This window comes from Corynebacterium phocae (assembly GCF_008693075.1).
GTDB lineage: Bacteria > Actinomycetota > Actinomycetes > Mycobacteriales > Mycobacteriaceae > Corynebacterium > Corynebacterium phocae.
Genome location: NZ_VXKJ01000023.1, coordinates 1 through 25,251, shown reverse-complemented (window position 1 = coordinate 25,251; position 25,251 = coordinate 1). Strand labels below are relative to the sequence as shown.

At 54.6% G+C, this 25,251-nt stretch carries 22 protein-coding genes, 3 tRNA genes and 1 pseudogene; 9 read left to right on the top strand and 17 right to left on the bottom strand.

Features of this window, described 5'->3' with window-relative positions; all coding sequences use genetic code 11:
• From F4V58_RS01565 to F4V58_RS01525, 9 genes are all read right to left on the bottom strand, one after another.
• Window positions 1-683: hypothetical protein (locus F4V58_RS01565; RefSeq protein ID WP_428840527.1), on the bottom strand; the 683-nt coding region annotated here is incomplete at its 3' end.
• Window positions 684-685: 2 nt separating this feature from the next.
• The gene (locus F4V58_RS01560) at window positions 686-2,080 is read right to left on the bottom strand and encodes a 6-pyruvoyl tetrahydrobiopterin synthase (protein ID WP_245803010.1); all 1,395 of its coding nucleotides are present in this window, start codon (window positions 2,078-2,080) and stop codon (window positions 686-688) included.
• Window positions 2,081-2,280: 200 nt separating this feature from the next.
• Window positions 2,281-2,988, bottom strand: a complete 708-nt coding sequence (gene rplA, locus F4V58_RS01555; protein WP_075732765.1) for a 50S ribosomal protein L1 — start codon at window positions 2,986-2,988, stop codon at window positions 2,281-2,283.
• Window positions 2,989-3,081: 93 nt separating this feature from the next.
• A complete protein-coding gene (gene rplK, locus F4V58_RS01550; protein WP_075732763.1) occupies window positions 3,082-3,531 on the bottom strand; it encodes a 50S ribosomal protein L11 in 450 nt (149 codons plus the stop codon).
• Window positions 3,532-3,718: 187 nt separating this feature from the next.
• Window positions 3,719-4,663 carry a transcription termination/antitermination protein NusG gene (gene nusG, locus F4V58_RS01545; protein WP_075732761.1) on the bottom strand — a complete coding sequence of 315 codons (945 nt, stop codon included), beginning with the start codon at window positions 4,661-4,663 and terminating at the stop codon, window positions 3,719-3,721.
• A 93-nt stretch (window positions 4,664-4,756) separates the two neighbouring features.
• Window positions 4,757-5,095: a preprotein translocase subunit SecE gene (secE, locus tag F4V58_RS01540; RefSeq protein ID WP_075732759.1), complete on the bottom strand. Its 339-nt coding sequence runs from the start codon at window positions 5,093-5,095 to the stop codon at window positions 4,757-4,759.
• Between the two features lie 29 nt (window positions 5,096-5,124).
• Window positions 5,125-5,200: transfer RNA gene (locus F4V58_RS01535), tRNA-Trp, on the bottom strand.
• Between the two features lie 154 nt (window positions 5,201-5,354).
• Window positions 5,355-5,426, bottom strand: a tRNA-Met gene (locus tag F4V58_RS01530).
• Window positions 5,427-5,530: 104 nt separating this feature from the next.
• Window positions 5,531-5,606, bottom strand: a tRNA-Thr gene (locus F4V58_RS01525).
• A gap of 371 nt (window positions 5,607-5,977) precedes the next feature.
• On the opposite strand from F4V58_RS01525, the gene deoD reads away from it, so the two are divergent.
• From deoD to F4V58_RS01500, 5 genes and pseudogenes are all read left to right on the top strand, one after another.
• Complete coding sequence (deoD, locus tag F4V58_RS01520; protein ID WP_075732757.1) at window positions 5,978-6,703, top strand: purine-nucleoside phosphorylase; 726 nt, start codon at window positions 5,978-5,980, stop codon at window positions 6,701-6,703.
• Window positions 6,704-6,759: 56 nt separating this feature from the next.
• The gene (locus F4V58_RS01515; RefSeq protein WP_075732755.1) at window positions 6,760-8,124 is read left to right on the top strand and encodes an MFS transporter; all 1,365 of its coding nucleotides are present in this window, start codon (window positions 6,760-6,762) and stop codon (window positions 8,122-8,124) included.
• 84 nt (window positions 8,125-8,208) lie between these two features.
• Window positions 8,209-8,850: a deoxyribose-phosphate aldolase gene (deoC, locus tag F4V58_RS01510; protein WP_075732753.1), complete on the top strand. Its 642-nt coding sequence runs from the start codon at window positions 8,209-8,211 to the stop codon at window positions 8,848-8,850.
• A 3-nt stretch (window positions 8,851-8,853) separates the two neighbouring features.
• The gene (locus F4V58_RS01505) at window positions 8,854-10,461 is read left to right on the top strand and encodes a phospho-sugar mutase (RefSeq protein WP_075732751.1); all 1,608 of its coding nucleotides are present in this window, start codon (window positions 8,854-8,856) and stop codon (window positions 10,459-10,461) included.
• Window positions 10,462-11,352: 891 nt separating this feature from the next.
• Window positions 11,353-12,890 (top strand): annotated as a pseudogene (locus F4V58_RS01500) (IS1634 family transposase).
• A 1,100-nt stretch (window positions 12,891-13,990) separates the two neighbouring features.
• On the opposite strand, the gene F4V58_RS01490 reads toward F4V58_RS01500, so the two are convergent.
• From F4V58_RS01490 to F4V58_RS01470, 4 genes are all read right to left on the bottom strand, one after another.
• Entirely contained in the window at window positions 13,991-14,359 is a 369-nt protein-coding gene (locus tag F4V58_RS01490) for a hypothetical protein (protein WP_075732745.1), read from the bottom strand.
• A 369-nt stretch (window positions 14,360-14,728) separates the two neighbouring features.
• Window positions 14,729-15,010, bottom strand: a complete 282-nt coding sequence (locus F4V58_RS01485) for a transposase (RefSeq protein WP_075732743.1) — start codon at window positions 15,008-15,010, stop codon at window positions 14,729-14,731.
• A gap of 72 nt (window positions 15,011-15,082) precedes the next feature.
• Window positions 15,083-15,193, bottom strand: coding sequence for a transposase (locus F4V58_RS13025; protein ID WP_169833294.1), 111 nt, complete (start codon window positions 15,191-15,193; stop codon window positions 15,083-15,085).
• 625 nt (window positions 15,194-15,818) lie between these two features.
• Window positions 15,819-16,022, bottom strand: coding sequence for a hypothetical protein (locus F4V58_RS01470; protein ID WP_075732737.1), 204 nt, complete (start codon window positions 16,020-16,022; stop codon window positions 15,819-15,821).
• A 670-nt stretch (window positions 16,023-16,692) separates the two neighbouring features.
• On the opposite strand from F4V58_RS01470, the gene F4V58_RS01465 reads away from it, so the two are divergent.
• Together F4V58_RS01465 and F4V58_RS01460 are read left to right on the top strand one after the other, a co-directional pair.
• Window positions 16,693-16,998 (top strand): hypothetical protein, encoded by a 306-nt coding sequence (locus F4V58_RS01465; RefSeq protein ID WP_075732735.1) that lies wholly within the window; start codon window positions 16,693-16,695, stop codon window positions 16,996-16,998.
• 334 nt (window positions 16,999-17,332) lie between these two features.
• On the top strand, window positions 17,333-17,992 hold the full coding sequence (locus F4V58_RS01460; protein WP_169833293.1) for a DUF3039 domain-containing protein: 660 nt from the start codon (window positions 17,333-17,335) through the stop codon (window positions 17,990-17,992).
• Between the two features lie 210 nt (window positions 17,993-18,202).
• Here F4V58_RS01460 and F4V58_RS01455 read toward each other — a convergent pair whose 3' ends face one another.
• Entirely contained in the window at window positions 18,203-18,484 is a 282-nt protein-coding gene (locus F4V58_RS01455) for a transposase (RefSeq protein WP_075732732.1), read from the bottom strand.
• Between the two features lie 214 nt (window positions 18,485-18,698).
• On the opposite strand from F4V58_RS01455, the gene F4V58_RS01450 reads away from it, so the two are divergent.
• Window positions 18,699-19,163, top strand: coding sequence for a hypothetical protein (locus tag F4V58_RS01450; RefSeq protein ID WP_075732731.1), 465 nt, complete (start codon window positions 18,699-18,701; stop codon window positions 19,161-19,163).
• A 283-nt stretch (window positions 19,164-19,446) separates the two neighbouring features.
• Here the strand turns inward: F4V58_RS01450 and F4V58_RS01445 are convergent, their stop codons facing one another.
• Window positions 19,447-20,892, bottom strand: coding sequence for an AAA family ATPase (locus F4V58_RS01445; RefSeq protein WP_075732729.1), 1,446 nt, complete (start codon window positions 20,890-20,892; stop codon window positions 19,447-19,449).
• 403 nt (window positions 20,893-21,295) lie between these two features.
• Here F4V58_RS01445 and F4V58_RS01440 point away from each other — a divergent pair, with 403 nt between their 5' ends.
• Complete coding sequence (locus tag F4V58_RS01440; RefSeq protein WP_150385671.1) at window positions 21,296-22,969, top strand: SpaH/EbpB family LPXTG-anchored major pilin; 1,674 nt, start codon at window positions 21,296-21,298, stop codon at window positions 22,967-22,969.
• 815 nt (window positions 22,970-23,784) lie between these two features.
• Here the strand turns inward: F4V58_RS01440 and F4V58_RS12435 are convergent.
• Together F4V58_RS12435 and F4V58_RS01435 are read right to left on the bottom strand one after the other, a co-directional pair.
• Window positions 23,785-23,955 carry a hypothetical protein gene (locus F4V58_RS12435; RefSeq protein ID WP_157105750.1) on the bottom strand — a complete coding sequence of 57 codons (171 nt, stop codon included), beginning with the start codon at window positions 23,953-23,955 and terminating at the stop codon, window positions 23,785-23,787.
• Window positions 23,956-23,979: 24 nt separating this feature from the next.
• A complete protein-coding gene (locus F4V58_RS01435; protein WP_150385670.1) occupies window positions 23,980-24,984 on the bottom strand; it encodes an integrase core domain-containing protein in 1,005 nt (334 codons plus the stop codon).
• Window positions 24,985-25,251: the final 267 nt, after the last annotated feature.

Genomic DNA, 25,251 nt, shown 5'->3' with positions numbered 1-25,251 from the left:
ACGGCACCCTCCGGGACGGTGCCTTCCGGCGCGGGGTCGGCGTGCGGTGCGTTGGGCGGCACGGCACCCTCCGGGACGGTGCCTTCCGGCGCGGGCTCGGCGTGCGGCGCGTTGTCCGGCACGGCCGTAATCAGAGTCTCCGGGTACGGGTCCAGGCTGGGGCTAAACGGCTGTCCCACGATGAACTCCTGGGTGTAGACCTCGTAGTAGCTCTCCCGCGCGGTCTGAAGCTGCAGAGTGCCCAGAAGCCGGGTACCAGGTGCGGCGGGAACTCCGGCCCAACTTAGTTCAAATGTGGCCGTGGACTTTGGCGGGACCACCCCGGGAAGCCGGTGTGTCCAGACTCCGGGACCGCGCTGGGTCAAGCTCTTGCCAGATACAGCCGGATAGGTGTTATACCCCTGCCCCAGCAACCCGGCCTGGTCCAGCTGGCGGCCGTTGATGCGCAGAGTAACGTTATCCAGCGGCTGGTCCGTGGGGTTGGAGACTACCAGGAACCGGGGCAGGCCCAGGCTGTCTAACTCGGCGAAGTCGGTGGCTATACGGTCTGTTTGGTGGCTGGTGCCGTTTGAGGAGTTCGCGGGGGCGGCGTGGGCGGGCAGCGCCCGTGCACCTAGGAGCACCACACCGCCCAGTGTGAAGGCTTGGAGCGCTTTGCGGCGGGAGAAGGTGTTGTCTGTCATGGTTATGCGCCCTTTCGAGAGATGCGGAAGACTCCGCCGATTGTGCCTTGCCACCAGGTGCCGTGGGTGTCAATGGTGCCCACCATTTGCAGGGTGTCAACGCCAAAGAGGGTGACCAGGCCGGGCAGCGTCTGCTCATGGACCGTCTGGCCGGTATTAATGTCCACTGCCACGGCCTTGATGGACGTCCCATCGAGCAGTCCCAGGGGCCCGCGGGGCCGTTCGCAGGTGTAGATAAGGCCATCCGCCGCGGAGTAGCGCGGCACGGCGGATGAGTACATGTCCGTCCGGCGCCAAACGTTGCGCAGGCCGCGCGGGGTTAAGTCCCAACGCTCGAAGCCGGGCGCAAACAGGGCCTTGGCGGGCGTGGAGGGCCCTGCCCCTTCGGGGTAGCGCGGGTAGGGGTAGCCGTAGGTGCAGGCGGCGATGATAGTGTTGCCTATGCCAATCATGGAGTTCTCACTGCCGGAGGCGTTGGGCATAAACAACTTGCCGGAGCCTAGTTTCCTGCCGGTTTTGGTGTTGTAGACCTCTACAGCTTCTTGGAAGTCACCGTTGTCTGTCAGCATGAGGTAGTCACTGCCGTTGGGGCCAAAGAAGGTTGGGGAGGCCCCTGAGCCCCACGCCAGTTTGCCGGGCTTGCGGTGCGAGCCGGCGTCGTAGGCCGTGGCCCAGACAATCTGGGGCTGGCCGGCAGGCGCGTTGAGCAGGTACATCCCGCGGTTGGTGATGATGGATACGCCCTCGGGTGCAGAGGAGATGGAGTTATCCACCCGTTCCCCGGCACCGTTGAAGCGGTTGAGGACCAGGCCGCGGACTTCGCGGAGGTTCTCATCGATCATGGCCACGCGGCCTTCGCGGGAGGCTAGCCACACCCGCCCCTGCCAGTCGGGCGTGAGCCCCACAATCTGGTCTCCGGGGGTGTGGGAGAGGAAGCTGGAGACGTCCGCGCGCTGGTCTACGTGCAGGCCGCGCCCGGTGGCGTCGTGTGCCACGCGGATGAGCGTTCCGGTGCCGTCGGCCACGACCATGCGGTTGTGGTTGTCTACGTAGGCGTAGACGGCGCCTAGCAGCGCCCCTTTAGGGATTTCCAGGCTGGACATCACGGCCCCGCCGGGGTCCAGGATGGAGATTTTTGGCTGCAGGAAGGTCAGGTCCCGGCCAAAACGTTGGGTGGTAAGTACTTGGATGAAGCCGTCGTTGCCCACCAGGATGGTGGGACAGGCGCCGCCTAGGTCAACTGAGGTTATGTCCCACGCGCCGGCGCCGGGGCCGGCCAGGGGCGTGCAGTCGGAGGCTTGGGCGTCGCCGTGCATGGTGGCGGTACCTGGTGGCCCCAGGTACGGGTTGGCTTGCGCGTTATAATTTAATTGCGGCATAGAAAGTGTCTCAATCATTGGGGGAATGTAGATTCTTACAGTCCTATTAAACCTTCTTCCGAGCCAAAACTCCAACTATTCACGCAGGTAAAAGGCATCTTTTATACCTTTTGAAAAATAATTTAGGCCCCTGGAACGCCTATAGCAACGCGAAACCTCCCCTCCACGTTATGTGGAGGGGAGGATGAGCCTAGGATCCGCTGGGGCCAAGGCTGTCTTTACTCAGCAAAGCCCTTGGACACAGTGCCGTCAACGGGGACGCCTGGGCCGAAGGTGGAGGTCAGCGTAACGCGCTTGACGTAGATGCCCTTTGCGGAGGCAGGCTTGAGGCGCTGGATCTCTTCGTAGAGAGCGCCGTAGTTCTCAGCCAGCTTTTCAGCGTCGAAGGAGGCCTTGCCCACAACTGCGTGCAGGTTGGAAGCCTTGTCAACGCGGAAGGAGATCTTGCCGCCCTTGACCTCGGTCACAGCCTTGGTGACGTCTGGGGTAACGGTGCCGGTCTTTGGGTTAGGCATCAAACCACGTGGGCCCAGGACGCGGGCCACGCGGCCAACCTTGGCCATCTGGTCCGGGGTAGCGATTGCTACGTCGAAGTCGATCTTGCCTTCGGTGATGGCAGCAATGAGCTCTTCGGTGCCCACTACGTCAGCGCCGGCAGCGCGAGCTTCTTCTGCCTTGTCGCCTTCAGCGAAGACGGCAACGCGAACGTCTTTACCAGTGCCGTGTGGCAAGGAAACGGTGCCGCGAACCAGCTGGTCAGCCTTGCGTGGGTCAACGCCCAGACGGAAGACTACGTCAACGGTGGCGTCGGTGTTCTTGGAGGAGGTTTCCTTGACCAGCTTGGCGGCCTCTAGTGGGCGGTACAGGCGGTTACGGTCAATCTTTTCGGCCGCTGCGCGGTAGGCCTTGGATTTCTTTGCGCTCATGTTAAATCAATTCCTTGTAAAAATCGGTGGATTGTTGTGGTGTGTAGCGGGCCGGAAGCTGGCCCTACCACATGAAGTTGTGCCCCGGAGAGCTTACTTCTTCTTAGCTGGCATACCCTTGACTTCAATGCCCATGGACTGCGCGGTACCAGCAATGATGCGGGCGCCGTTCTCGATGTCACGAGCGTTCAAGTCTTCGAACTTGGTCTGCGCGATTTCCTTGCACTGGTCGAAGGTGACGGAGCCAACCTTGTCAGTGTGAGGAACGCCGGAGCCCTTCTGGATGCCAGCGGCCTTGAGCAGCAGCTTGGCAGCTGGTGGGGTCTTCAGCTTGAAGGTGAAGGAGCGGTCTTCGTAGACAGTGATTTCCACTGGCACGATGTTGCCGCGCTGGCTTTCAGTTGCTGCGTTGTAGGCCTTGGTGAATTCCATGATGTTGACACCCTGGGCACCTAGTGCGGGGCCTACTGGAGGAGCTGGAGTTGCAGCGCCTGCCGGAATTTGCAGCTTGATGAAGCCTGATACTTTTTTCTTCGGAGCCATCGAATTACCTCTTTCCTGTGGTACCGGACTCCGCCACGATGAATAACGGGGTCCGTCCGGATGCTTTGGTGCGCAAAGCCACCGGGGATGAAAATATGGATGTACGCAAAAAGACGCACGGCGGTCAATCTTAGACCACCGTGCGCCCTTTTCAAAATCTCCGCCTACCGGCGTGAGCTGCGGAAAATTAGTTCACGCGCTCAATCTCGGTGGGTGAAAGCTCCACTGGGGTTTCGCGCCCGAAGATGGACACCAGGCCCTGCATCTTGCCGGTCTCTGGGTTGATTTCGGAGATGGTTGCGGACACCGACGCCAGCGGGCCGGCCAGGATGGTGACTGCTTCCCCAACCTGGAAGTCGTGTACTGGCTTGGCTTTGGTTGCCTCTTCCGGCATGGCGATGACCTGGTTGCCATCGGCGTCTTTGTCGGCCGCAGCGCCCTGGGTGGCTGGCGCGGACTGCGGCAGTAGGAACTTGGCTACGTCGCGGTGCTTAACCGGGGTGGCGTTGCCCTCACTGCCCACAAACGAGGTTACTCCCGGGGTGTCGCGCACTACGGACCAGGCGGCGTCGTTTAAGTCCATGCGAACTAGCACGTAGCCCGGCAGCAGTTTGCGCTTGACGAGCTTCTTCTTGCCGTCTTTGGTTTCTAGAACCTGTTCTACGGGGACCACGACGTCAAAGATGGAGTCTTCCACCTCTAGGGTCTGGGCGCGCATGTCCAGGTTGGTCTTTACTTTGTTTTCATACCCGGAGTAGCACTGGATGATAAACCACTGCCCGGGCTGCTTCTTTAGCTCACGGGTGAACTCTCGCAGACGCTTTTTGTAGTCTGCGGCGAACTCGGATTCTTCCTCCGGTGCGCCCTCCGCTGCCGATGCCGCTGCCGCCTCATCAGCTGCCCCACCAGCTACAGCCTCAGTCACAGCCTCCACCGACTCTCCGGTAGCTTCTACGGCTTCTGTGGCGGAGTCGGACAGCTCAACCTCAGCCTGGCTGGCGGCTTCTTCCGCTGCGGCGCTGGCCTCATCGGACTTTTCCGCGGCCTCGGCCTGCTGGGCTTGCACGGCTTCTTGCAGCGCGGACTCAAAGGAGTTGTCTTGGGATGGTTCGAAAGTCTTGTCTTCGCTCATGGGTTTTCACTTCCTGGGTGTGGGAGGTAATAAATTATCCCGCCGCCCCAGTGGGGACTAGCGGGATGTGTAAGTTTGATAAATCTATACTACCTAAGGAACTAGGATTGCTTCAATTCCCAGGCCGGTGAGCGTGTCTACGCTCCAGACCAGTGCAGTTAGAATGAGCAGGAACATGAAGGTCACAATGGTGTACTGAACCATTTCCTTGCCGGTAGGCCAGACAACCTTCTTCATTTCAGAGGCCACTTCCCCTGGGAAGGCAGCTACTCCGCCGCCGGGGCCGTCTTGGCTGCCAGCTGGTTCTTCGCCTGCTTCTACGCGCACTACCCGCTTGTCTTCGTAGGCGGCACTGGAGGTGGTGGTTGCCCCGGTGAGCTGACGCTTACCGGTTGGGCGCGGTGCGCCGCTGGGCTGTTGCTCATCGCTCACAGCTTGGTTCCTCCTGAAATAAAAAAGTTTGGCAGGGGCGACAGGACTCGAACCTGCAACCTACGGTTTTGGAGACCGTTGCGCTACCAATTGCGCCACGCCCCTAAGCGTGTATCCACTTAACGTACTACGAAGTTTGGAAATAACTCCGCAGCGGTTAACTTTACCAGAACTTTGACGGCGGCAATAACCACCCGCTCCGGCTGGAGGTCGGGATATAAGGAAAGCGCCCGGCTAGCGGGCGAATTCTTTTCCCTTGTAGCGATGGCGAGAATTGAACTCGCGACACAACGATTATGAGTCGTTTGCTCTACCACTGAGCTACACCGCCTCAACATGCACCCGGTAACCTAACCCGATAAGCCAACCCTGGCAATCAAGCCAGTCAATTAACCCGAGAGTTCTACCTCACCGATTAAACTCCAGACGCATGAGTGGAGCCCCCTGACAGAATCGAACTGTCGACCTTTTCCTTACCATGGAAACGCTCTGCCGACTGAGCTAAGGGGGCACATCCCCAACAGGAAAGCTTGTGTCTTTCCCGCTGCGGACTCCAATTATTTAACCCGACCGCCAAGAATTTCACAAATCGCCTAGTCAAACGACAAAAACCAACACACCAACATCCCCAAAACCAGCGCAACTAACAACCAACAACCCACCAACACACCCCACACCCCCGACCGCCCTAGCCCCAGCCCCAGCCCCAACACACCCAGCAAAGCCGTTGAAAACATCACAATCTGGCACAAAAGTAAAACAAAACATTGACAATTGTTACAGACGGCCTAAATTGGTAGGTAGGAACACATTTTGCTCCACGTTTCGGTTTTATTCGCCCCGGTTTCTTCAACCCGGACAACTTTCTAAGGAGTTGCACTTATGTCCAAGTTTGACACTGACACCCCACACATCAACCCCAACGGCGTTGAGATCGCTGAAACCATCCTCCTGCCGGGGGACCCCCTGCGCGCCAAGTTCATCGCTGATACTTTCCTGGAAGACGTGGTCCAGTTCAATGAGGTCCGCAACATGCTGGGCTTTACTGGCACGTACAAGGGCAACGAGGTCTCCGTGATGGGCACGGGCATGGGTATGCCCTCCATTGGTATCTACTCCTATGAGCTGATTAATACCTACGGCGTGAAAAACCTCATCCGCGTGGGCTCCACCGGCGCTATGCAGCCTGATATTGAGCTCCACGACGTGATTGTGGCTTCTGCCGCCTCCACGGACTCCAACTTCATGTCCCAGTACAACCTGCCCGGTTCCTTTGCCCCTACCGCGTCCTGGAAGCTGCTAAGCGCCTTGGCGAAGGAAGCTGAAAAGCAGGATGCCAAGATCCATGTGGGCAACATCTTGAGCTCGGATATCTTCTACAACTTTGACAAGGAAGCCAGCAAGCGCTGGGCCCGCATGGGTGTGTTGAGCGTGGAGATGGAGGCCGCGGCCCTCTACGCCAACGCTATTGAGGCTGGCGTGGACGCCTTGGGCGTCTTCACTGTCTCTGACAGCTTGGTCCACGGCACTTCCCTTCCCGCCAAGGAGCGCCAGACCGCTTTCCACAAGATGATGGAACTGACCCTGCCGCTGGCTGGCCTGAAATAATCTGCGGCCTGCCAACCAGGCAGCCCCACTTCACTTTGATACCAAGGGAATAGAACATGACCTCTTCTGCAACCAAGCGCCCCAGCGGGGTAAACCCCAAGGCCGCAGTCCCCATTTTGCTGTTTGTTTTTGTCTTCTCACTGGTCATTGACAACGGCTTCAAGACCATGACCATGCCTATTGCCACGGCGTTAGATATCTCCGATAACACGGCGTCGCTGCAGGCGTCACTGGCGGGTGTCATCATTGGTATTGGCGCGGTGGTCTACGCCGCTTTGGCGGACGCCATCCCCATCCGCAAGCTCATGCTCATTGGCATTGGGCTTATCACGGTGGGCTCGCTCATGGGCTTTATCTTCTCCGGTTCTTGGGCCATGGTGCTTACCGGCCGCCTTATCCAGACCACTGGCCTGGCGGCGGCGGAAACGCTGTATGTCATCTACGTGACCAAGCACCTGCGTGAGGAAGACCAGAAGACCTACTTGGGCTTTTCCACGGCTGCCTTCCAGGCCGGCCTGCTTATTGGCGCATTGACGTCCGGGTTTATCTCCACTTACGTGTCCTGGACCGCAATGTTCCTCATCCCGCTGTTTTTGCTGTTGACGGTTCCCGCCATTATCAAGACGGTGCCGGTGGAAGAGTCCGTGGGCTCCAATCTGGACGCTTTGGGCTTGCTGATGATTGCCGTCTTCGCGTCTTCGCTGACCATGTTCATGCAGGCTTTCAACTGGCTGTGGCTTATCCCCACCGTGGTGGCCGTATTCTTGTTCGCGCGCCACGTCCGCACGGCTAAGACGCCGGTGGTCAAGCCGGAATTTTTCACCAACGGCCGCTACGTATGGGCGCTGGTATTGGTTCTTTTGATGTACTCCACCCAGCTGGGCTACATCTTCCTACTGCCTTACGCGGCTAAGGATTTGCATGGGCTGACGTTGGACAAGGCCAGCTTGATTATGATTCCGGGTTACATCTGCGCCATCTTGGTGGGTATTTTCTCCGGCAAGATTGGTAATTTCCTAAGCTCCCGCGTGACCATTTACATTGCCGTTTCCATGATCACCGGTTCCCTGCTGGTGGCCGCGCTCTTGGTGCAGCTCCACGTGGCTATCCTGGTGCTGACCACCGTGGCCTTCGCTTCCGGCTTTGCACTGATGTACGCGCCTTTGGTGAACACGGCGCTGCAAAATATTGTGGCCGCCAAGTCCGGTATTGCCATTGGTTTCTATAACCTGACCATCAACATTGCCATCCCGCTGGGCATTGCTTACACCGCTAAGGTGCAGTCCGTGACGGAGGGCTACGGCCCGGCGTTGTGGCTCCTGACGTTCATCGCAGCACTTGGCAGCGTGATCTACTTCTTCGCGGACCAAAAGCTGGCCCGCACGGAGGCCAAGATGGACACCACCCCTAAGTTCGCCTAAACCCCAGGTCCACCTAAACCCCAGTTCCACCTAAACCCCATTTTCCTAAGACTCACCCCTACCTGAAAGAAGGAGACAATTATTATGCGCGAGAAGATCGCTTCTATCATTGACCACACTTTGCTCAAGCCGGAGGCTACTAAGGAGCAATTTGATGCCCTCATCAAAGAGGCAGCTGAGCTGGGCACATATTCGGTGTGCGTGTCCCCATCCGCTTTGCCTGTAGAGGTCCCGGAGGGCCTGCACGTGGCCACGGTGTGTGGTTTCCCGTCTGGTGCGGTCAAGCCGGAGATTAAGGCCGCTGAGGCCGCCCGCGCGGTCAAAGACGGCGCGGAGGAAGTGGATATGGTCATCAACGTGGCGTTGGCCGTTGAGGGCAAGTTCGATGAGCTCGAGGCGGAAATCAAGGCCGTTCGTGACGCCATTCCAGGCAAGGTGCTGAAGGTAATCATTGAGTCTGCAGCACTTTCCGATGCCGCGATTGTTGGCGCCTGCAAAGCCTCCCAGGCCGCAGGTGCCGATTTTGTCAAGACTTCCACGGGCTTCCACCCCGCTGGCGGGGCTTCTGTACACGCGGTCAAGCTCATGGCTGACACCGTGGGCGGCAAGCTGGGGGTTAAGGCCTCCGGCGGTATCCGCACGGCTGCGGATGCCAAGGCCATGGTGGACGCCGGCGCTACCCGCCTGGGGTTGTCCGCTTCCCGTGCAATCCTTGAGGAGCTTTAAACCATGTCAGATAACGCTCAAAACACCACTCTGAAGGACTTCGCCCGCACGTGGGCGGAGCACGACCCAGACCCACAGACCAAGCAACAGGTCCTGGACTGGCTGGAAGAAGGCAACCAGGAGGAGCTGGCCAAGGCTTTTAACGGCCCGCTGGAATTTGGTACCGCCGGTCTGCGCGCGGAAGTGGGCCCCGGGCAGTCCCGGATGAACCGCGCCACGGTTATCCGCACCACCTTTGGGCTAATTGAGTGGCTTAAGACCCAGACCACCAACCCGGTGGTTGTCATTGGCTGCGACGCCCGTCATGGCTCCGCGCAGTTTCAGGAAGACGCCGCCGGGGTTATCTCCGCAGCCGGCGGCAAGGCGCTAGTTTTGCCCAAGGAAAACCCCACTCCGCTTACCGCGTTCACCGTAAAGTCCCACAACGCGGACGCCGGGATCATGGTCACGGCCTCCCATAACCCACCGGCGGATAACGGCTACAAGGTCTATCTTGGCGGCCGCGTGGCCACCGGTGACGCCGAGGGCGTGCAGCTTATCTCCCCTGCGGATAAAGAGATTGCCGCCATGATTGACGCCGCTCCTTACGCTGATGAAATCACCCGCGATAGCCAAAACATCGAGCACGTGGACACCCGCGCTGATTACATTGACCGCGCAGTCAAACTGGTGGGGCCCAAGACTGACATCACCGTGGCCCTTACCGCCATGCACGGCGTGGGCGCGGCCATTGGTGAAGAAGTTCTCAACCGCGCTGGCTTTAACGTCTCCTTAGTCCCGGAGCAGGCCCAGCCTGACCCGGACTTTCCCACCGTGGCCTTCCCCAACCCGGAAGAACCTGGTGCGCTCGATTTGGGCAAGGCGCATGCGGATAAAATTGGCGCCGATATTCTCATTGCCTATGACCCGGACGCTGACCGCTGTGCGGCGGCCGTGCCCGCTGTCCAAGTAACAGAAGGTGCAACCACCAAGCAGTGGCGGCAGCTCTCCGGCGATGAAACCGGGGCCCTTTTGGGTGACTACCTAGCCCGCCGGGGCGTGAAGGGTACCTTCGCCAATTCGCTGGTGTCCTCCCGCTTGCTAGGTCGGGTGGCTGCCCACCACGGATTGGAGCACGAGGAGACTCTTACCGGCTTCAAGTGGATTGCGCGAACCAAGGATCTGGCTTTTGGTTATGAGGAAGCCATTGGTTTTTGCCCGGACCCGGAGGCCGTACGCGACAAGGATGGTATTTCTACTTCTGTGGTTCTGGCCAGCTTGGCCGCGGAGTGCAAGGCGGAAGGAACCTCCCTTCTTGAGCGCCTGGATTCCATCTACGCTCAGGTGGGCCACCTGCACACCGCACCGCTGACTTTCCGCGTGGATGACTTGAGCATCATTGCCAAGGGAATGGAAAAGGTCACCAACCAACCCCCAACGCAGTTGGCCGGCTCCCCCATTGCCAAGGTTGAGAAGTTTGCCCAGGGCTCCAAGTTCTTCACTGAGAACGACGACCGCGTCATTGTGCGCCCTTCCGGCACCGAGCCCAAGCTCAAGTGCTACCTGGAGTCCCCCGACCCCGCCCGCCTAGACGCTATTGCCGCTGACCTGCGCGAGTACTTTGGCATCTAGACACAACCACTAACCACTGCACAAGTGCGCCAAACACCGCATAGCAGCCCCAAGCATGGAGGTCACCGACCTCCTGCTTGGGGCAATAGCGGGTTCGTGGGCAAAAGGGGGATGCGTACACCGCTGAAGGAACCACCGTAGACTTCGGCTTAGACCTGACTTGGGTCATTCCAGTGTGACTTATTTAATATTGACATTGTGGCCTGCAGATTCGGGTGTGGGACCAGTGACTTTTCCTGACTAAGCGGGTAGCTGATGGGGGTAGTCACTCTGTTGTGTGTATCACTGCCCCGTATTCGTATTGCTGCTAGTGGGCTGGGCGGTTGCAGCGCAACCGTCGCGGCCAGATATTGCCCCTGAGCAGGTCATTAGGATTACTAGCCGCGTTTTTAATTTGAGAAATCAGTACGGACAGCGAAATTCGCTCTGCAGTCCCGCCCAATTTGCCCTCGCGCGCATACTCTATTCAAGGGCACCTGCCCGTGGGCGTGACTGCGGTGACACGCGAGAACTTGTCCGGACGTCACACCACGAAATCCCTGAAACACCTAGTCAGAGCCATAAAGAGGGAATGTGCAATAGAATCTCAAATCGAGGAGCAAAAAATGTAGGCCTAACGCCGCAGTCGCCAGACTTAGCCGGTCTCATCCAAAAGATCTCGAAACCTGACTAAAATGAGCCAACTCGGGACCGTAGACTTCGGCTTAGAAGCTGAATAATTGATTGGTGTTGACCGCAATACAGACAGCCAGGCCAACCAGGGCGACCTGAGTTGGCTCATTTTGGTGTGATTGGTTTCATATTGACAGTTTGACCTGGTGGTTTGATGGTCGGGGGTTTCGTTTTTCCTGACTAAGCGGGTAGTTGGCGGGGGTGTCTATACTGTTATTTATGCCACTGCCGAGAATTCGCACTGTCCGGACTGGGTCTGGTGCTGTGGCGGTGCAGGTTCTGTGGCGTTATGCAGGCAATTCTCCTGTTTTGGATCATGTGGGGTCTGCTCATTCTGATGCGGAGTTGGCTCTTCTTAAGGCGAAAGCTAGGCGTCTGATTGAAGGGGATCAGCTTGCTTTGGATTTTGATGTTCCAGCGCAGCCTGCGGCTTCTGCGACGAAGTTTGGTTCCGGTAGTGAGCACAGTCCTCTGCCGGTCGTAGGAGAACGTGCTGGCTGCTTGCTTGATGCCATCCGCGGTGCATTCCAGGTCTTGGGCTTGGACGTTGCTTCTGGTGATGACCAGGTGTTTTATCATTTGGTTGCGGCGCGGATAATTCATCCGGGGTCAAAGTTTGAATCCATCGAAACGCTTGCGGAAGTCGGTGTTGAATCTGCTAGCTATTCGACAATCAAGCGTCATTTACCCCGGTACGCCACGGAGTTGTTTAGTGATAAGATTTCAGCCGCGCTTGCCCAGCATGCCGGGATTGGCCCTGGAGTATTGGTTCTTTACGACGTGACGACGTTGTACTTCGAAACGGATAAAGAAGATGATTTCAGAAAGCCCGGTTTTTCAAAAGAACGGCGGCTAGAACCACAGGTCACCGTAGGAATGCTCACTGATGCAACAGGATTGCCGTTGTCGATTAGTGCTTTTGAAGGCAACCGTGCTGAAACGCACACGATGCTTCCGATGATCAGAAAACTGCAAGAAGCTTATAGCCTGGATGACATTACCGTTGTAGCAGATGCAGGAATGTTTTCGGCTGCCAACAAGCGAGAAGTCGTCTCCGCTGGGCTTGGCTATATCTTGGGCACGAAAGAACGCGACATCCCTAAAGTTATTGCTGCGTGGCGGAAAGACAACCCAGACACGGAGTACACCGACGGGCAGATTTGGCGGCAGGACACTGTGCGCACTACCGGGTCGGAGTCGGTGACAGAATCAGTGACGTTTTACCAATACTCCTGGGACCGAGCCCGGCGAAGTCTCAGGGGAATTGAGGAGCAAGTGAAAAAGCTGAGCGTGCCGTCGAAGGGAAAATCCCTGTAAAGCGAAACCGGTACGTCAACCTCAAAGCCCCAAATAAGCAGGTCAACCATGCTCTAGCAGACAAGCACAAGGCGCTTGCCGGGATCAAAGGATACGAAACTAGCCGCACAGATTTGTCCGCAGAGCAGGTCATTGGCTTTTACCGCCAATTGTTCAAAATTGAAAAGTCATTCCGGATGGCTAAATCCGATTTCAGAGCTCGTCCGATTTATCACCGGAAGCAAGATTCAATCCAAGCGCACCTAACCATCGTGATGGCCGCGATCGCGTGCGGTCACCTGCTTGAGCAAAGAACCGGGAAGTCAATAAAACGCCTTGTCAGAACGCTAAAGAAGTACCGGACGATAGAAATAGAAGTCAACGGCCAAAAATTCTACGCCCAACCGCCGCTACCTCCGGAAGTCGACCAGCTCATTCAACGACTTCCAAAACCTGACTAAAATGAGCCAAGTCAGGTCACACCACGAAATCCCTGAAACACCTAGTCAGAGCCATAAAGAGGGAATGTGCAATAGAATCTCAAATCGAGGAGCAAAAAATGTAGGCCTAACGCCGCAGTCGCCAGACTTAGCCGGTCTCATCCAAAAGATCTCGAAACCTGACTAAAATGAGCCAACTCGGGACCGTAGACTTCGGCTTAGAAGCTGAATAATTGATTGGTGTTGACCGCAATACAGACAGCCAGGCCAACCAGGGCGACCCACATGTTTCGCGGAGAGTTCACTATTATTATTGCACCAATATGCGTCAGCGAATAGGAGCGGTCACATATGTATTCTTCCGCCAAGAAAGCTATCTTCCGCATCAATCATTTCTTGAATCCTATTGAAGTTGTTGAGCGACACGTTAGGGTTTACAGCTAGCGACAGGAAAAACGTTCCAGGGTTGGTTCGTGTGGGGCTGTTGGAGAAGCCTTCTACTGGGTCGTAGAAGCGCGGTACAAGCGCGCATCACTCGCACTAACATCCAACTTCCCTCCAGGAGACTTTGACAAAATACTCCCCACCAGCTTAGTAACCTCCCTGGTCAACCGACGAATGTACACACCCACACAATCACAACCCAAGGCGTGTCGGTTCGATTGAAACAAGCGAAAGCCGGCCCAAGTGTAAGGCCCCATCACATAACCCACACCACCAACAACCCCCAAACTCCGGAACAATTTCATGTCGCTGACTGGAACGTTTTAAATGTCGCTTGACAGAAGTCGCAGAAAAAATCAGCTGCCGGCCCATCTACGTACGAAAGAATCTTTTCAATAGTTTCGATATAAAGCTTAAGGTTTTTTCCTAATAGATGTTCATGGTGAGCTATTCGATTGCGCAATTTAGAAAAGATTCGGATTTCCTCGCGGAGAACCGATCTCTTCCCGGAAAAATTGGGAAAGGCCTTTTTAAGACAAGGCTCCCAAAGAGTCTGTTCATAATTCAGGTATCCCTTTCGGGGCGAAGAGTCTCCTTTACCCAACAGCATTGCCCAAATCCCCAGCGTCACCTTAGCGACAAAAAGGTCACCTACGTTTTCCTTGCCCCCGCGACGTCTAGATATTCGGTCCCATTCTTTCCGAATCTTTGCGGACCAACGAATACCATCCATTGTTCCCCTCCACATTAAAATAGTCGCAAAGCGCATCATTAATGGCGTTTCTCAGAGTCACCTCGGTAAATGAAACTGAGGGCCAGAAAGAAGCCGACACGCATGAATCCCAAAGGTAAAGCCGGCAGGCCGCTATTTCCCTACGTTTGTCGCGGTCTGACGCAAATGCGTCCATCTCCTCTTGACTCAACTTCTCTAGAGGGGCCTTTTTATCGTTACGCGATTTTGAAGCATACTCAAAATAGACATCGAGCCTAGCTGTAGAAAGCAGATCCTCAAAAGGAACAACAAGTTCGATCGGATCTCGATTCACGACTTCCCCCTAAAGACGACAATTGCCCCGAGCGTCCGACCAAAGGCCGAACCTTCATTCCCTAAGCGAGGCTAAACCCCGCCCAAGCAACTCAATCTCGAGGCTTACTCAGATGAGCATATCATGTTTATGGTCAGATAGAGGTGAACTGTCTAGCACGGCGCTTGGAAAGCGGAAAAACGGCGCTTGTGTCAAGCGCCATCTAATTTTACGCGTGTGGCGTCATGTGTTTTTGAGCGCTACGGGCGTCGTTGATTGCTTTCCGGCGGTTGTACGCCGACCGGGAAAGCCCAGCGACCTCGCATGATAACCGTTGCGTATAGCCTTTGTGAGTGAGGTAATCTACGGTTTCATGGCGGTGTGCTGGGCTTAGAATTTTGCTTTAGCGAGATCCTTGTACGCGGCTTTTTCCAATTCTGCTTCCGCAAGCAGTCGCTTGAGGCGATCGTTTTCCTTCCGCAGGGTTGTAAGCTCCCGAGCTGCAGCACGCGACATTGTGCCGTACTCCCGACGCCAACGGCTCAATGTTGCCTCCGAGATCTGAAGCTCACGGCAGATTTCTGCGTTCGTCTTTCCTGCTTCGGAAAGCTTGCTTGCCTTCTCTAGACGCTCGGCAATCTGCTCCGGCGTGTGCTTTTTAAATTTCCTCATATAATCATTCTCCTTGCCCTCAAGGTCAACTACGGCACACACTCAAGTTTACCGGTCCGGATATCCCGGCCCTCACCAGCTTCGCGACATTGTCCCGCACTCCCGAGGCCAGCGGCTCAGTGTGGCTTCTGACACATTGAGTTCTCGACAAATTTCAGCAGTCGAATTGCCTTCCTTGGCCAACTTGCTTGCTTCCTTCAGACGCAGGGCAATCTACTCCGGGGTGTGCATCTTAAATTTCCCGCGATCACCATCCTCCATGTATTCAAGGACTACTATGGCACACGCTCAACTTCAGAGGTCCGAATAACCCGGCCCACACCAGCTGGTTTCGTTGGTCCCAGGTGAAACACAACAGTGGCCGCTTTTGGCAGTAAGATACACGTTCTCTACAAGCAGTTTGACTTCAGACTGAAGGTCAATGGAAAAACAAAAATCGTATTGAAAGAAACCGAACTGCGGGTCTCAACTTTTGCCGACTCCGGACCCACGGGCGCGGCGTTAAGTGTGAGGACCTACGTAAAGAATAACTATCGTGTCTCGCCCCCAATAAGACCAGTGAATCCTCCAAGCCTGCGGGGTATTATTCTCAACATAAGAAATATAGATAGTCTCATTATTAGCCCCTTTAATACCCCGCATCGGGTGGGTACGTAAGCCCGGATATGAAGGGCCAGGTTCTTCCAACAATTTAATAGATTTATGGACTTTATCCCTTTTCTGAGGATACTTCTGAAGTCCTTTTTTGAGATCATCGCGAGCAGTGGGAGTGAATTTGACTTCGAAATTAGGCATAATTAATTGCTTGCTAGAATTCGAAGTCTACAAATCGCCCATCGGCATAATCCTCTAGGCTTTCATTGAAAACCCGGAGTGCTTCAGGATCTGAGTAAATTACTTCAATATCCGAATTCATGTCTTGCTTTGCGATGTAAGAAACCTTTCCCGCTGAATCCCTGAAAGCCAGCCTGTCTCCGCTGACAACGGCGGTTCCGTAAAGTGCCTTGCTCATCACGGTGGTCCTTTCTGATGGAATGGCTTATAGGCATTGAGCTCAGGAACAAGTCGGATTGCTTCCCGATGCAGGTCAACACTAGCGTACTTTGGAATTACCAAAGCTATCCCCGAATGTACAAGAAACTGATTGCGTCCGCTACTTGATACTCGCTCCGTCGCCCATAGCCGAGCACCTTGCACTCCTTGACAGGTGGCGGAATGTCCACCAGTAAAATCGAGCGTCATGGTCCCCTTTCAAACGACATTCAAAACGGTCCGGCTAGCGTCATCAGATTGTTGCGGAACCGCCAGGTTTGGTCGGGGATCGGACGTAAGGCGGTCGGGCGAGTCTGCGTAGATGGCCATCCGTGTTTCTGGCAGGAAACTGATGGTGGATTTGCAGACTTCTTGTCTTGACAGACAGTCATCTAGACCCCGGAGCCGGAACTAGCTTGGAATCTAACGAAATACCGTGCTCAATATTGCTTCCAATCTGCTCCAAACTCGGAAGCACTTTCGTGGATGAAATTCCATGCTCATCAATAGCTCTACTGGAACGGCCAGGTGCCAAGTGAGGGTTTTGGTTTGCGGTGGTTGGTTCGAGTGACGCAATGGGCTATCTTCCTGCTACAATCTCAAGCAAATATTTCTTTTAGTATAGTTTCTGCAGGGAGGAGTGAATTTTCGTGAGCGCCGCATTTTACAATGACCCGTTGACTTTTGAGAATGCCACTGGGGCACCAGTGAGTATCCCGCGCTTCATTCCCAAGGAAGTAGTTGCGAAAATTCTCCGAATCTCTGAACTGCATGTTCGTTTGCTTGTTCGAGACTCGCGGCTGAAACCGGAAGAAATTGAGGGAAAAAAAGTTTTTTCCACTCTCGATGTTTTGGCACTTCGTGAGCCTGCTGTAAAGGCGCAGCAAGAATTTGCAGAGGATGTAGCTTCACTAGAGAAGCTTTACCACCAGGCTACGCAATCATTAGTGAGTTAATTCTCGCCCTTAAATTATGCCCCTGAAACCAAGATTGACTATCCGGTGTGCGGTTGAAGACCTAGGCCTGGAGTCGTGGAACAGGAATGGCCCAATAGGATCGCTAGGTACAGATTGCTCCCACCCCATCGTGGCGGACGCGATCACTATCTCCTCGCCAGATCGCGATTCTTCGTCGCTACCTCCGACGATTTCCTCTGTTTCGCCTCGGTGCTTCAAATTAAAGAAGGGGCGGGACCGAGGTGCTGCTTTTAAGGACAAGCAAGGTCAAATATGGGTTGTTGCAGCCGGTTTCAGGGAAGAAGGGTCGCCTGACGATTTCTACAGTTACTTCTTGTCTCTTGATAAAAAAATCGGTTTCGAGGGCTGGGGCCCAGGGATTCGAGATAAAGAACTTCTCGAAACCGACCACGACATGGAGAGGCTTTCGTCCTGGAGACAGAATCTCTGGGAAAGAATTGACAATGAGCTCGGTAGTTTGCAAGCCGGGGACGCCATCCACTTGGATATTTTCGACATCTTTGGAGGCGGAGCACCCTTGGTTGGAACCATCGATATTGAATTGGTTCTCCTAGATGACTGGCCGCGACCTCTGGGCCTCGAGATCAATGCCAGGACCGAACCTCGCTCTTCCAGTCCCTTTCTGCTTCGAGTGGCTACGCTCGTGGTTCTTAGTCGTTTTCACGATGATGAGCAAGTATGGTCAGCTATGTATGAAAATGACGGTGCTTCCAAGCAGTATGTGCTGGAATTTGACGATGATATTCCAGAATCGAACGTCTGGGAGGGCAAGACAGCAGCACCGTATCCTGGCGCGTTTAGAGCGGGGTCTCAGACCCATCACGTGCTCATGACCCAGTCAGAAGCTGATAGGAAGATGGTTGACGGAGAACCCGTCACAACCCTGTGCGGCAGAACCTTTGTCCCCCGGCAGGATCCTCAAAAGCTCCCGAACTGTGATGAGTGTCAACGGATCCGAAAAGCTCTATCCTGAGCTCACCGAATTCTTCGCTGAAATACTGATTGTCAAGCGCCATCTAATTTTGCGCGTGTAGCGTCATGTATTTTCGCGCACTAGTGGCGTCGTTGATTGCTTTCCGGCGGTTGTACGCCGACCGGGAAAGCCCAGCGACCTCGCATGATAACCGTTGCGGATAGCCTTTGTGAGTGAGGTAATCTACGGCTTCATGGCGGTGTGCTGGGCTTAGAATTTTGCTTTAGCGAGATCCTTGTACGCGGCTTTTTCCAATTCTGCTCCCGCAAGCAGTCGCTTGAGACGATCGTTTTCCTTCCGCAGGGCTGTAAGCTCCCGAGCTGCAGCACGCGACATTTCGCCGTACTCCCGACGCCAACGGCTCAATGTTGCCTCCGAGATCTGAAGCTCACGGCAGATTTCTGCGTTCGTCTTTCCCGCTTCGGAAAGCTTGCTTGCCTTCTCCAGACGCTCGGCAATCTGCTCCGGCGTGTGCTTTTTAAATTTCCCCATATGACCATTTTCCTTGCCTTCAAGGTCAACTACGGCACAAGCTCAAGTTTACCGGTCCGGATATCCCAGCCCACACCACTGGGATGTAACTTCTAACAGCGTAACCGGAGCGACCACGCACGGAACGCACAGAGTTTGAATTTTCCACCGTTGATAGCCAAGGCTGTCAAGCCGTGGTACGGTTTGAAGCAGAAAGGTGATTCAGGTGATTTAATTGACTACTTCCCATAGGACTACTCCTGACCTGCCCGATAAAGTAAAAAAGGCACTCCGTCTGCGCCAACGTCGAGATATTGCCGAGCTAGACTATCGCCGTCAGCTGCGCCAGCTCCATGAGGAATTCACCCAACGGGAGCTTGGAAAAATGCTCAACATCGCCCAATCCTCGGTGCAGAAAACTCTGAAAGTAGCTGAGAAGGAAGCTCCACCAGTGGAGGGGTTCTCCGGTGCTACGCCATATGAGATTTGTCAACGATATGCAGCTGGGGAAATGTTGCGGGATAAGCTCATCGACGAGCTAACTCGATTCCCCTATACCAAAAGTGATAAGACTGATGGTTATGATTCGTTGACTGTCGATCCCAAGGGAACATGGGCAGAGGTTTCCCAGGCAATTCGCCAAGGCCTGATTGATGAAGACGTCTACGAGATAGTGTTTAATCGCCGTCATGGAATTTGATTCATTCCAGTCTCATATAGAATTAATCCGGAAGCTTTCAGCGCCTGGTGAGCCGCTTAGCAGCGATGCTCGGACATCTACACTTTGCAACCCCGAATCGCGCAGGTTAACGCAGGCCTTCACCACGCTCAGAGGTTCTTTCCCAACTCCCTCGACATTGATAACACTGTCGGGCCGCAGAAACTGTTTTAGCATCTCAAGATATTGCGGTTCCGTCCTAGTCCCCTCAGTGCATACCAAAATCCTCTGTTTCACGGGTCGTGTTTTTCTGAGCGCCATTAAGTTACCCTGACTTCTTAGATTCGGGAGCCGCGAGCGAAAAAAAGAAACTCGGCGCTAGCCGTGGCACGCCACCGAACCGTCCCAAAAGGTAGAACTCCGCCAAATCAACATCTTTGGGAAGCTCGAATTCCGCCAAACTGTAGAGCTGCGTCACCCCCTCCGCAGATTTTTCTGTGAACCAAACCTGCTCCGGAACCAACTCAGCGTCGCTCAATGATGACATCAGGTACGGCTGGTGACTGGTAAAAATCAACTGTGCACCATGAACGTTAATTTGGGTATTTGCGAAAATCCCCACCAATAGGTTGACCAGATGAGGGTGGACGCTTGCGTCAATTTCATCGATCAGAATCAGGCCGCCTTTCCTGAGAGCCTCAAGCGCTGGGACCGCCATTGCCAACCAGGCAACAGTTCCGTTGCTCTCTTCCGCCATGGAAAACCTATGGTTTTTCGCACCTGTCGAACGGTGAGCAAATGTGAGGCGACGGATGACTTTCTGCAAATCTTCTCCGCCGGATCCTGGGCCATCGGTCCGCAGGGATTCCGCCGGGCTCACACCCCATTTCGACGAAATCCCACGCTGGCTGTTACCGTCTTCAGTTTGCAGAACCTGCAAGAAGCTCTTGGATAAATCTTCATCCTCAAGACCGACTTTGTCGACGCCGATATCAGCAATTCGCAGCAGTACCTCGATATCTTCGAAGGTGGTTGATCCTTCTTGCAGGGAGTGAGCTATGTACCTCAACCTAGCTTCGCGGTGAGCGTCGTCCACCAGCACGTAATCGAAATGCTCTACCAGCTCACGCCAGATGTCCCCGAGGGAACTATGGGACAGCAAGGCACCACGACTTAATACAAGCTCACGGTCCGTCACCGAGAATTTCCGGCCGAGAGCACTATGGAACGTTAATTCTCCGGTAGCTCGATCTCGGTTGAGAAGAGTGCGCCAGCGGGAGCTAGGGACGTCTCTGAGCCACTCCCGCTGGATGCCTGACCGGTCTACTTCAAACCCGTAGCGGTACCTCCGTCCATTAGCCACGAAATCTAATTCGTAGCTACTGGTCGCCTCGTCATAATTATCCTGCAAAACGAATGGAAACCATGGGAACTGTTTTTCCGCCTGCCAGCTGGTTGCAGACTCCCGGATTGCGCGAAAAGTATAAACTAAAGCATCCAGAACAGCGGACTTACCAGTAGCGTTACCCCCAAACAACCCAACAACAGAGTGCAAGGACTCATCCCAAGATCGGTTCTTGGGCACAAGAGTGTTCAGTGAACCGCGGGCCATAGTCAGATCTGCACCATCGCGGACACTCTTGTGATTCCTAAAGGAGAACCGTAACAGCATCATGTCCCCACTATAGCCAGCCAACGCGGGGAATACCGGGATTCGCAAACCCTCATTGCCCTTCGCCGTCCTGGCAAACCCGATGGACTCGCGAATCATGTCCAACCGGACTCGGTTGGCACACCAAGAACTCCATGCCCTCATTGTGTGGGGTCAGATTTCATCTGCTGCATAGACCAAGTCCTAACCTCCAGCGACGTCTTACCAACGGCCCCTGGAATGCCCTGAACGCACGCCAAAATTAACGCCCACACTTTCCTTAACTTTAGCTTATCTAGCGTTACGGCAATTCGAAGAAGTAGAGCCCTTTTCCACCATCTAGATTTTTCAATGTTTATGCTAAGATTCCTTAATGTAAGAGATGTTCCGGAGCTCCATCTCGTGAGCATTTAAAGATCTCCCGGTACGCCGGCGTTTCTAGGCCCCTCCCAGATCTCCTACATTGAAGCTGCTTGGCTTATAAAAACTCCACTTCATTCCCAAATAGAAAGTCTCAATCATTATGAAAATTAGAAAAGGATTCGCAGTCGCCATGGCTGCGGGTGTGCTTGCATCCGGAGGGATTGTAACCACCAACATTACGAACCCAGCAGTTGCCTCCGCTCAAAGCGATATATACTTGGGCACTACTGAGATGCCCACTGACATTACTCTTTTCATCCACAAGCGTTCCAAAGGAGAATTAGGTGGTGACCGGGATACCGGCCTTCCTAAATCAGATCCCGGTGGAGAAAAGCTTGTAGCTACGTTCTCGGTCCAAAAAATCACCGAAATTGACCTTTCAACGAATGATGGGTGGAAGAAGGCTGAACAGCTGTCCAAGAAGTTTGACTCGACTAACAATCAAACTGCCGTTCAATCAATCACTAAAGCTGGATACACGCTAGGAAGTGGCTCATCAATCAAAACTGACCGAGGTTACGTCCACGATCATAAAACCGGCACCGGTGAAACAACCGAAGCCGGCACCGGCACCGGTAGCGCAAAGTTCGGCCGCGGTCTTTACCTCGTAACGGAGACCGAGACTCCTACTGGCTACAAGGGTGACGTCAAGCCGTTTATCATTACACTGCCAATTACCAACCCGGTAAACACCACACGATGGTTGAATGAAGTTCACGTCCACCCAAAGAATCAAAGGGAGGAGCTAGGAGCAACTAAAACCGTCAAGGACAGTGACGCTATAATCAATGGCCAGAATATCCAATATACTCTGGATCAACCCTTGGTTCCCGGACCTACATATGACGGAATAGTTTTGGTTGACCACTACCCCGCTGACCGCCTAGAGTTTCTTACTGATCCGGCCCCAGAGGTGAAAATTCAATATGATGATGGCTCTGGCACGGAAGAAGTGGTTCTTGAAGCCGATAAGCATTACACAGTCACTAATAAAGCCGAAGAAGGAAAGAACGAAGGAAAGGTGGTTGTGAAGTTCACTTCAGCTGGGTTAGGTCAGGTCTACGAAATACTGTTGGATGAAAACATCAACGTCTCCATGAAGCTTAACTTCAAGGTTAAACCAAATCAGCCAGCTGAAACGTCTCCGATTGAGAATAAATACAAGACCTGGACACATCGTCGAGAGGAACCAGCGGAAGATCCAACCAAACCTCCGGTCGTCGATCCTCCGACCGAAGGAACCGAAAATCCAGAAACCCCACCTACTGGAACTCCGCCTAATCCTTATCCTTATCCAAGGTCTTTCTACGGCAACGTAGACATCATCAAGAAAGATGCCAGTGGTGCCAAGCTTACGGGTGCTGAGTTCGACTTGTTCGTCTGTACTGATGTGAATACTCTTACCACCAAGTTAAATAAGACTGCCATCGTCGCAAACGACGGAGTTGAGATTAGGGGCCTGCTGGCAAACGACTACCGCGACGATAAGGTCGTCCCTGAGGCCAATCAGACTAGCTACTGCTTGAAGGAGACTAAGGCTCCAGAAGATCATGAGCTTCTAGCAGAGCCAATCATATTCAAGGTTGAGCGGGATAAAACGGATCCGACGATTGTTCCCGTGCTCGAAAAGACAATCGTAAACACCAAAGGCAACGGCGGCTTCAACTTGCCGATGACCGGCGGCAAAGGCGTTTTCATGCTCCTTCTGGCTGGCCTTGGTTTCCTGGTTCTTGGACGTGGTTACTCGGCTCGGTTCAACCGTCGCAGGCCCTAAGTTGAGTTCTAGGAGTAGGTCGTAATCCGCAATCTCTGTGGCTCACACATTGCTCCTGATAAGGCGGGCATGGATGTTGTCAACATCCATGCCCGCCTTCTGGCGTTCCACCCAATTGGCGGTGAAATCTCGGGAACGGCGCACTCCCCCGTGTAGATGCCCAACGGTCAGCTAACTGGCAAATGGGACAGCCCGGCCGCAGTCCCCTAAAGCAGAGCAATTCGTAGCGGGATTTCCGAAACACACTCGCCGCCAACCGTCAGATAGCTTTGCACACGGTTGGCGTAGGTGATAGGCATTTTAAACCGGGGCGCAATGCCCATCCCGCGACGCTAAACCCTTATCAGGCATGCCATAACCCCGCACACGCGGAGCGCTCCCCCCACGCCGCTGGACCGCTACGCGGGTACTACGCCCCGGCAGATGCCCCAAACAGCCTTCTGAGCACCCCTCGGCTGCACACAACGCCTGGCGGGAGTTCCCGAGTCCTTGGTTCGACTCGGCCGCTCTGGGGGCCCAGTATGGACCCCCTTCCGCGCTGGTCGCTGCAACCGCCGGCCCCATCCCATCTGTCTAGCTTCGCCACAAAAAGTAAAACCGGAAACCGCCTTGGGCCCTGCCACTGGCCGCGCCCTCACGGCGATGCCCTCCGCTGACACGGACACCAGCTCAAAGGTGTCTCTGGTGTTCCGACCACCTATTTAGTAGCGCAGTGGTGAGTAACTAGTGTGTAATGTCATATCCTTGTTCACGAACAATGTCATAGCTCTTTTCACACTCGATGTCATAGCTCTTTTCACAGATCCTGCGGGATTTTAGGTACCGGGTTCTTGGTCGGTGGATTGGTTAGCAAAGCGCTTCTCGGCTGCGGCGTGTTTGCGTTGCCAGTGGGCTGGCGGGTCTTTGAGCCAGGCTCCTTTAACGTTGTAGGAATTGATGAACCTCGGACTGTCGCTGATTCCAATTAGTGGCAGCGGAAAGCTCATAATAAATTCTCCGTTATCTGCATCCTAGTAGGTCAGTTCATCTTCGGTGACGTTGCGGATGTAGAACTTGCCCGAATACTTAGTGGGAACCGAGATGCGACGCCCCCGGAAGAAAACTGCACGGTTTTGGTGCGTTATTTCCACAGCGTATGGCAGGTCCTCACCGGTATCGTCACCGTCGTCTGCGTTGGTGACTTGGTCAAGCTCAGCCTGCTTGGCTCGGCGATATTTCTGGCCCTTGTTTGGTGCGGGCTTTTCACCAGTGTTGACGATTGGGTCAGTGGTCACCGCTTGCTGGCGTTGACGCCGGTATTTAGCCGCTACGGCTGCCAGATAGGATGAATCTAGGGGTGGCTGTGGCTCGGCGTGTTCCATGAGCTCCCAGGCCTGTTCAGGGGTCATGACAGGTTTTCCTAGTCCCTGATGCGGACGCCTGGTGTTGTAGTGCTCGCGGTAGGTGGTGATAAGCTCTTTCGCCTGTTCAAGGGTGGTGGGACGGTGGGCGTCGAGGAACCGGATGAGCGTGGTGTGGCTGCGCTCATTTTTGCCTTGCGTCTGGGGATGCCCTGGCCGCCCTGGGATTGGTTTACATCCTTGTGATGCCACATATTCTTCCAACGGTCCGACTTTGCCTTGTCTGAGCTGGTTGAATGCTGACGCATTATCGGTCAATAGTTCATTCGGGGCACCGTAGTGCGCAATAGCGCGGGTAACCACGTCAAGGGCGTCTGCGCTATTTTCGTTGCTGGGGTAGGCGGAGGTTCCCATGTCCTTACGGGTGGCGTCGTCGATGAGCTGGTAGATGGTAATAACCGTGCTTTGTTGATCATAAAGGTGGTATTTCAGGCCATCTAGCTGCCATAGTTCCATGGCTTTGCCGCGCTGGAAGCGCAGGTAGGAAGATTTCGGGCGCTTGCGGGGATTGGACTCTACTCCGCCTGCGTGGCGTAGTAGTCGCGCAATTGTCGACACCGATGGCACCGGGGGTTGTAGTTCGCCGCTTTCAATGCCAGCAAACCAGATCGACATTGGGCCATAGTCCCAGCCGCTGTCTTTGAGCCTGGACCGAATAGTAAGAAGGATTCTGGTGGTGTCATCGCCGAAGACCCGGCGGGGATTTTTGGGCACTGGTGGAAGTGGGTGAAGTGCGGCAGCGCCTTCTTGCTCAGCCCGACTGAAGTGGGCTGAGTTTTGTTTCCGTTGGATAGAAGGGAAAATGTAGGTTATGCCAAAGAAATTTGATCAGCAGTTTAAGGATCGGGCGGTTCGTCTGATTGAGGACCGGATACTGTCCGA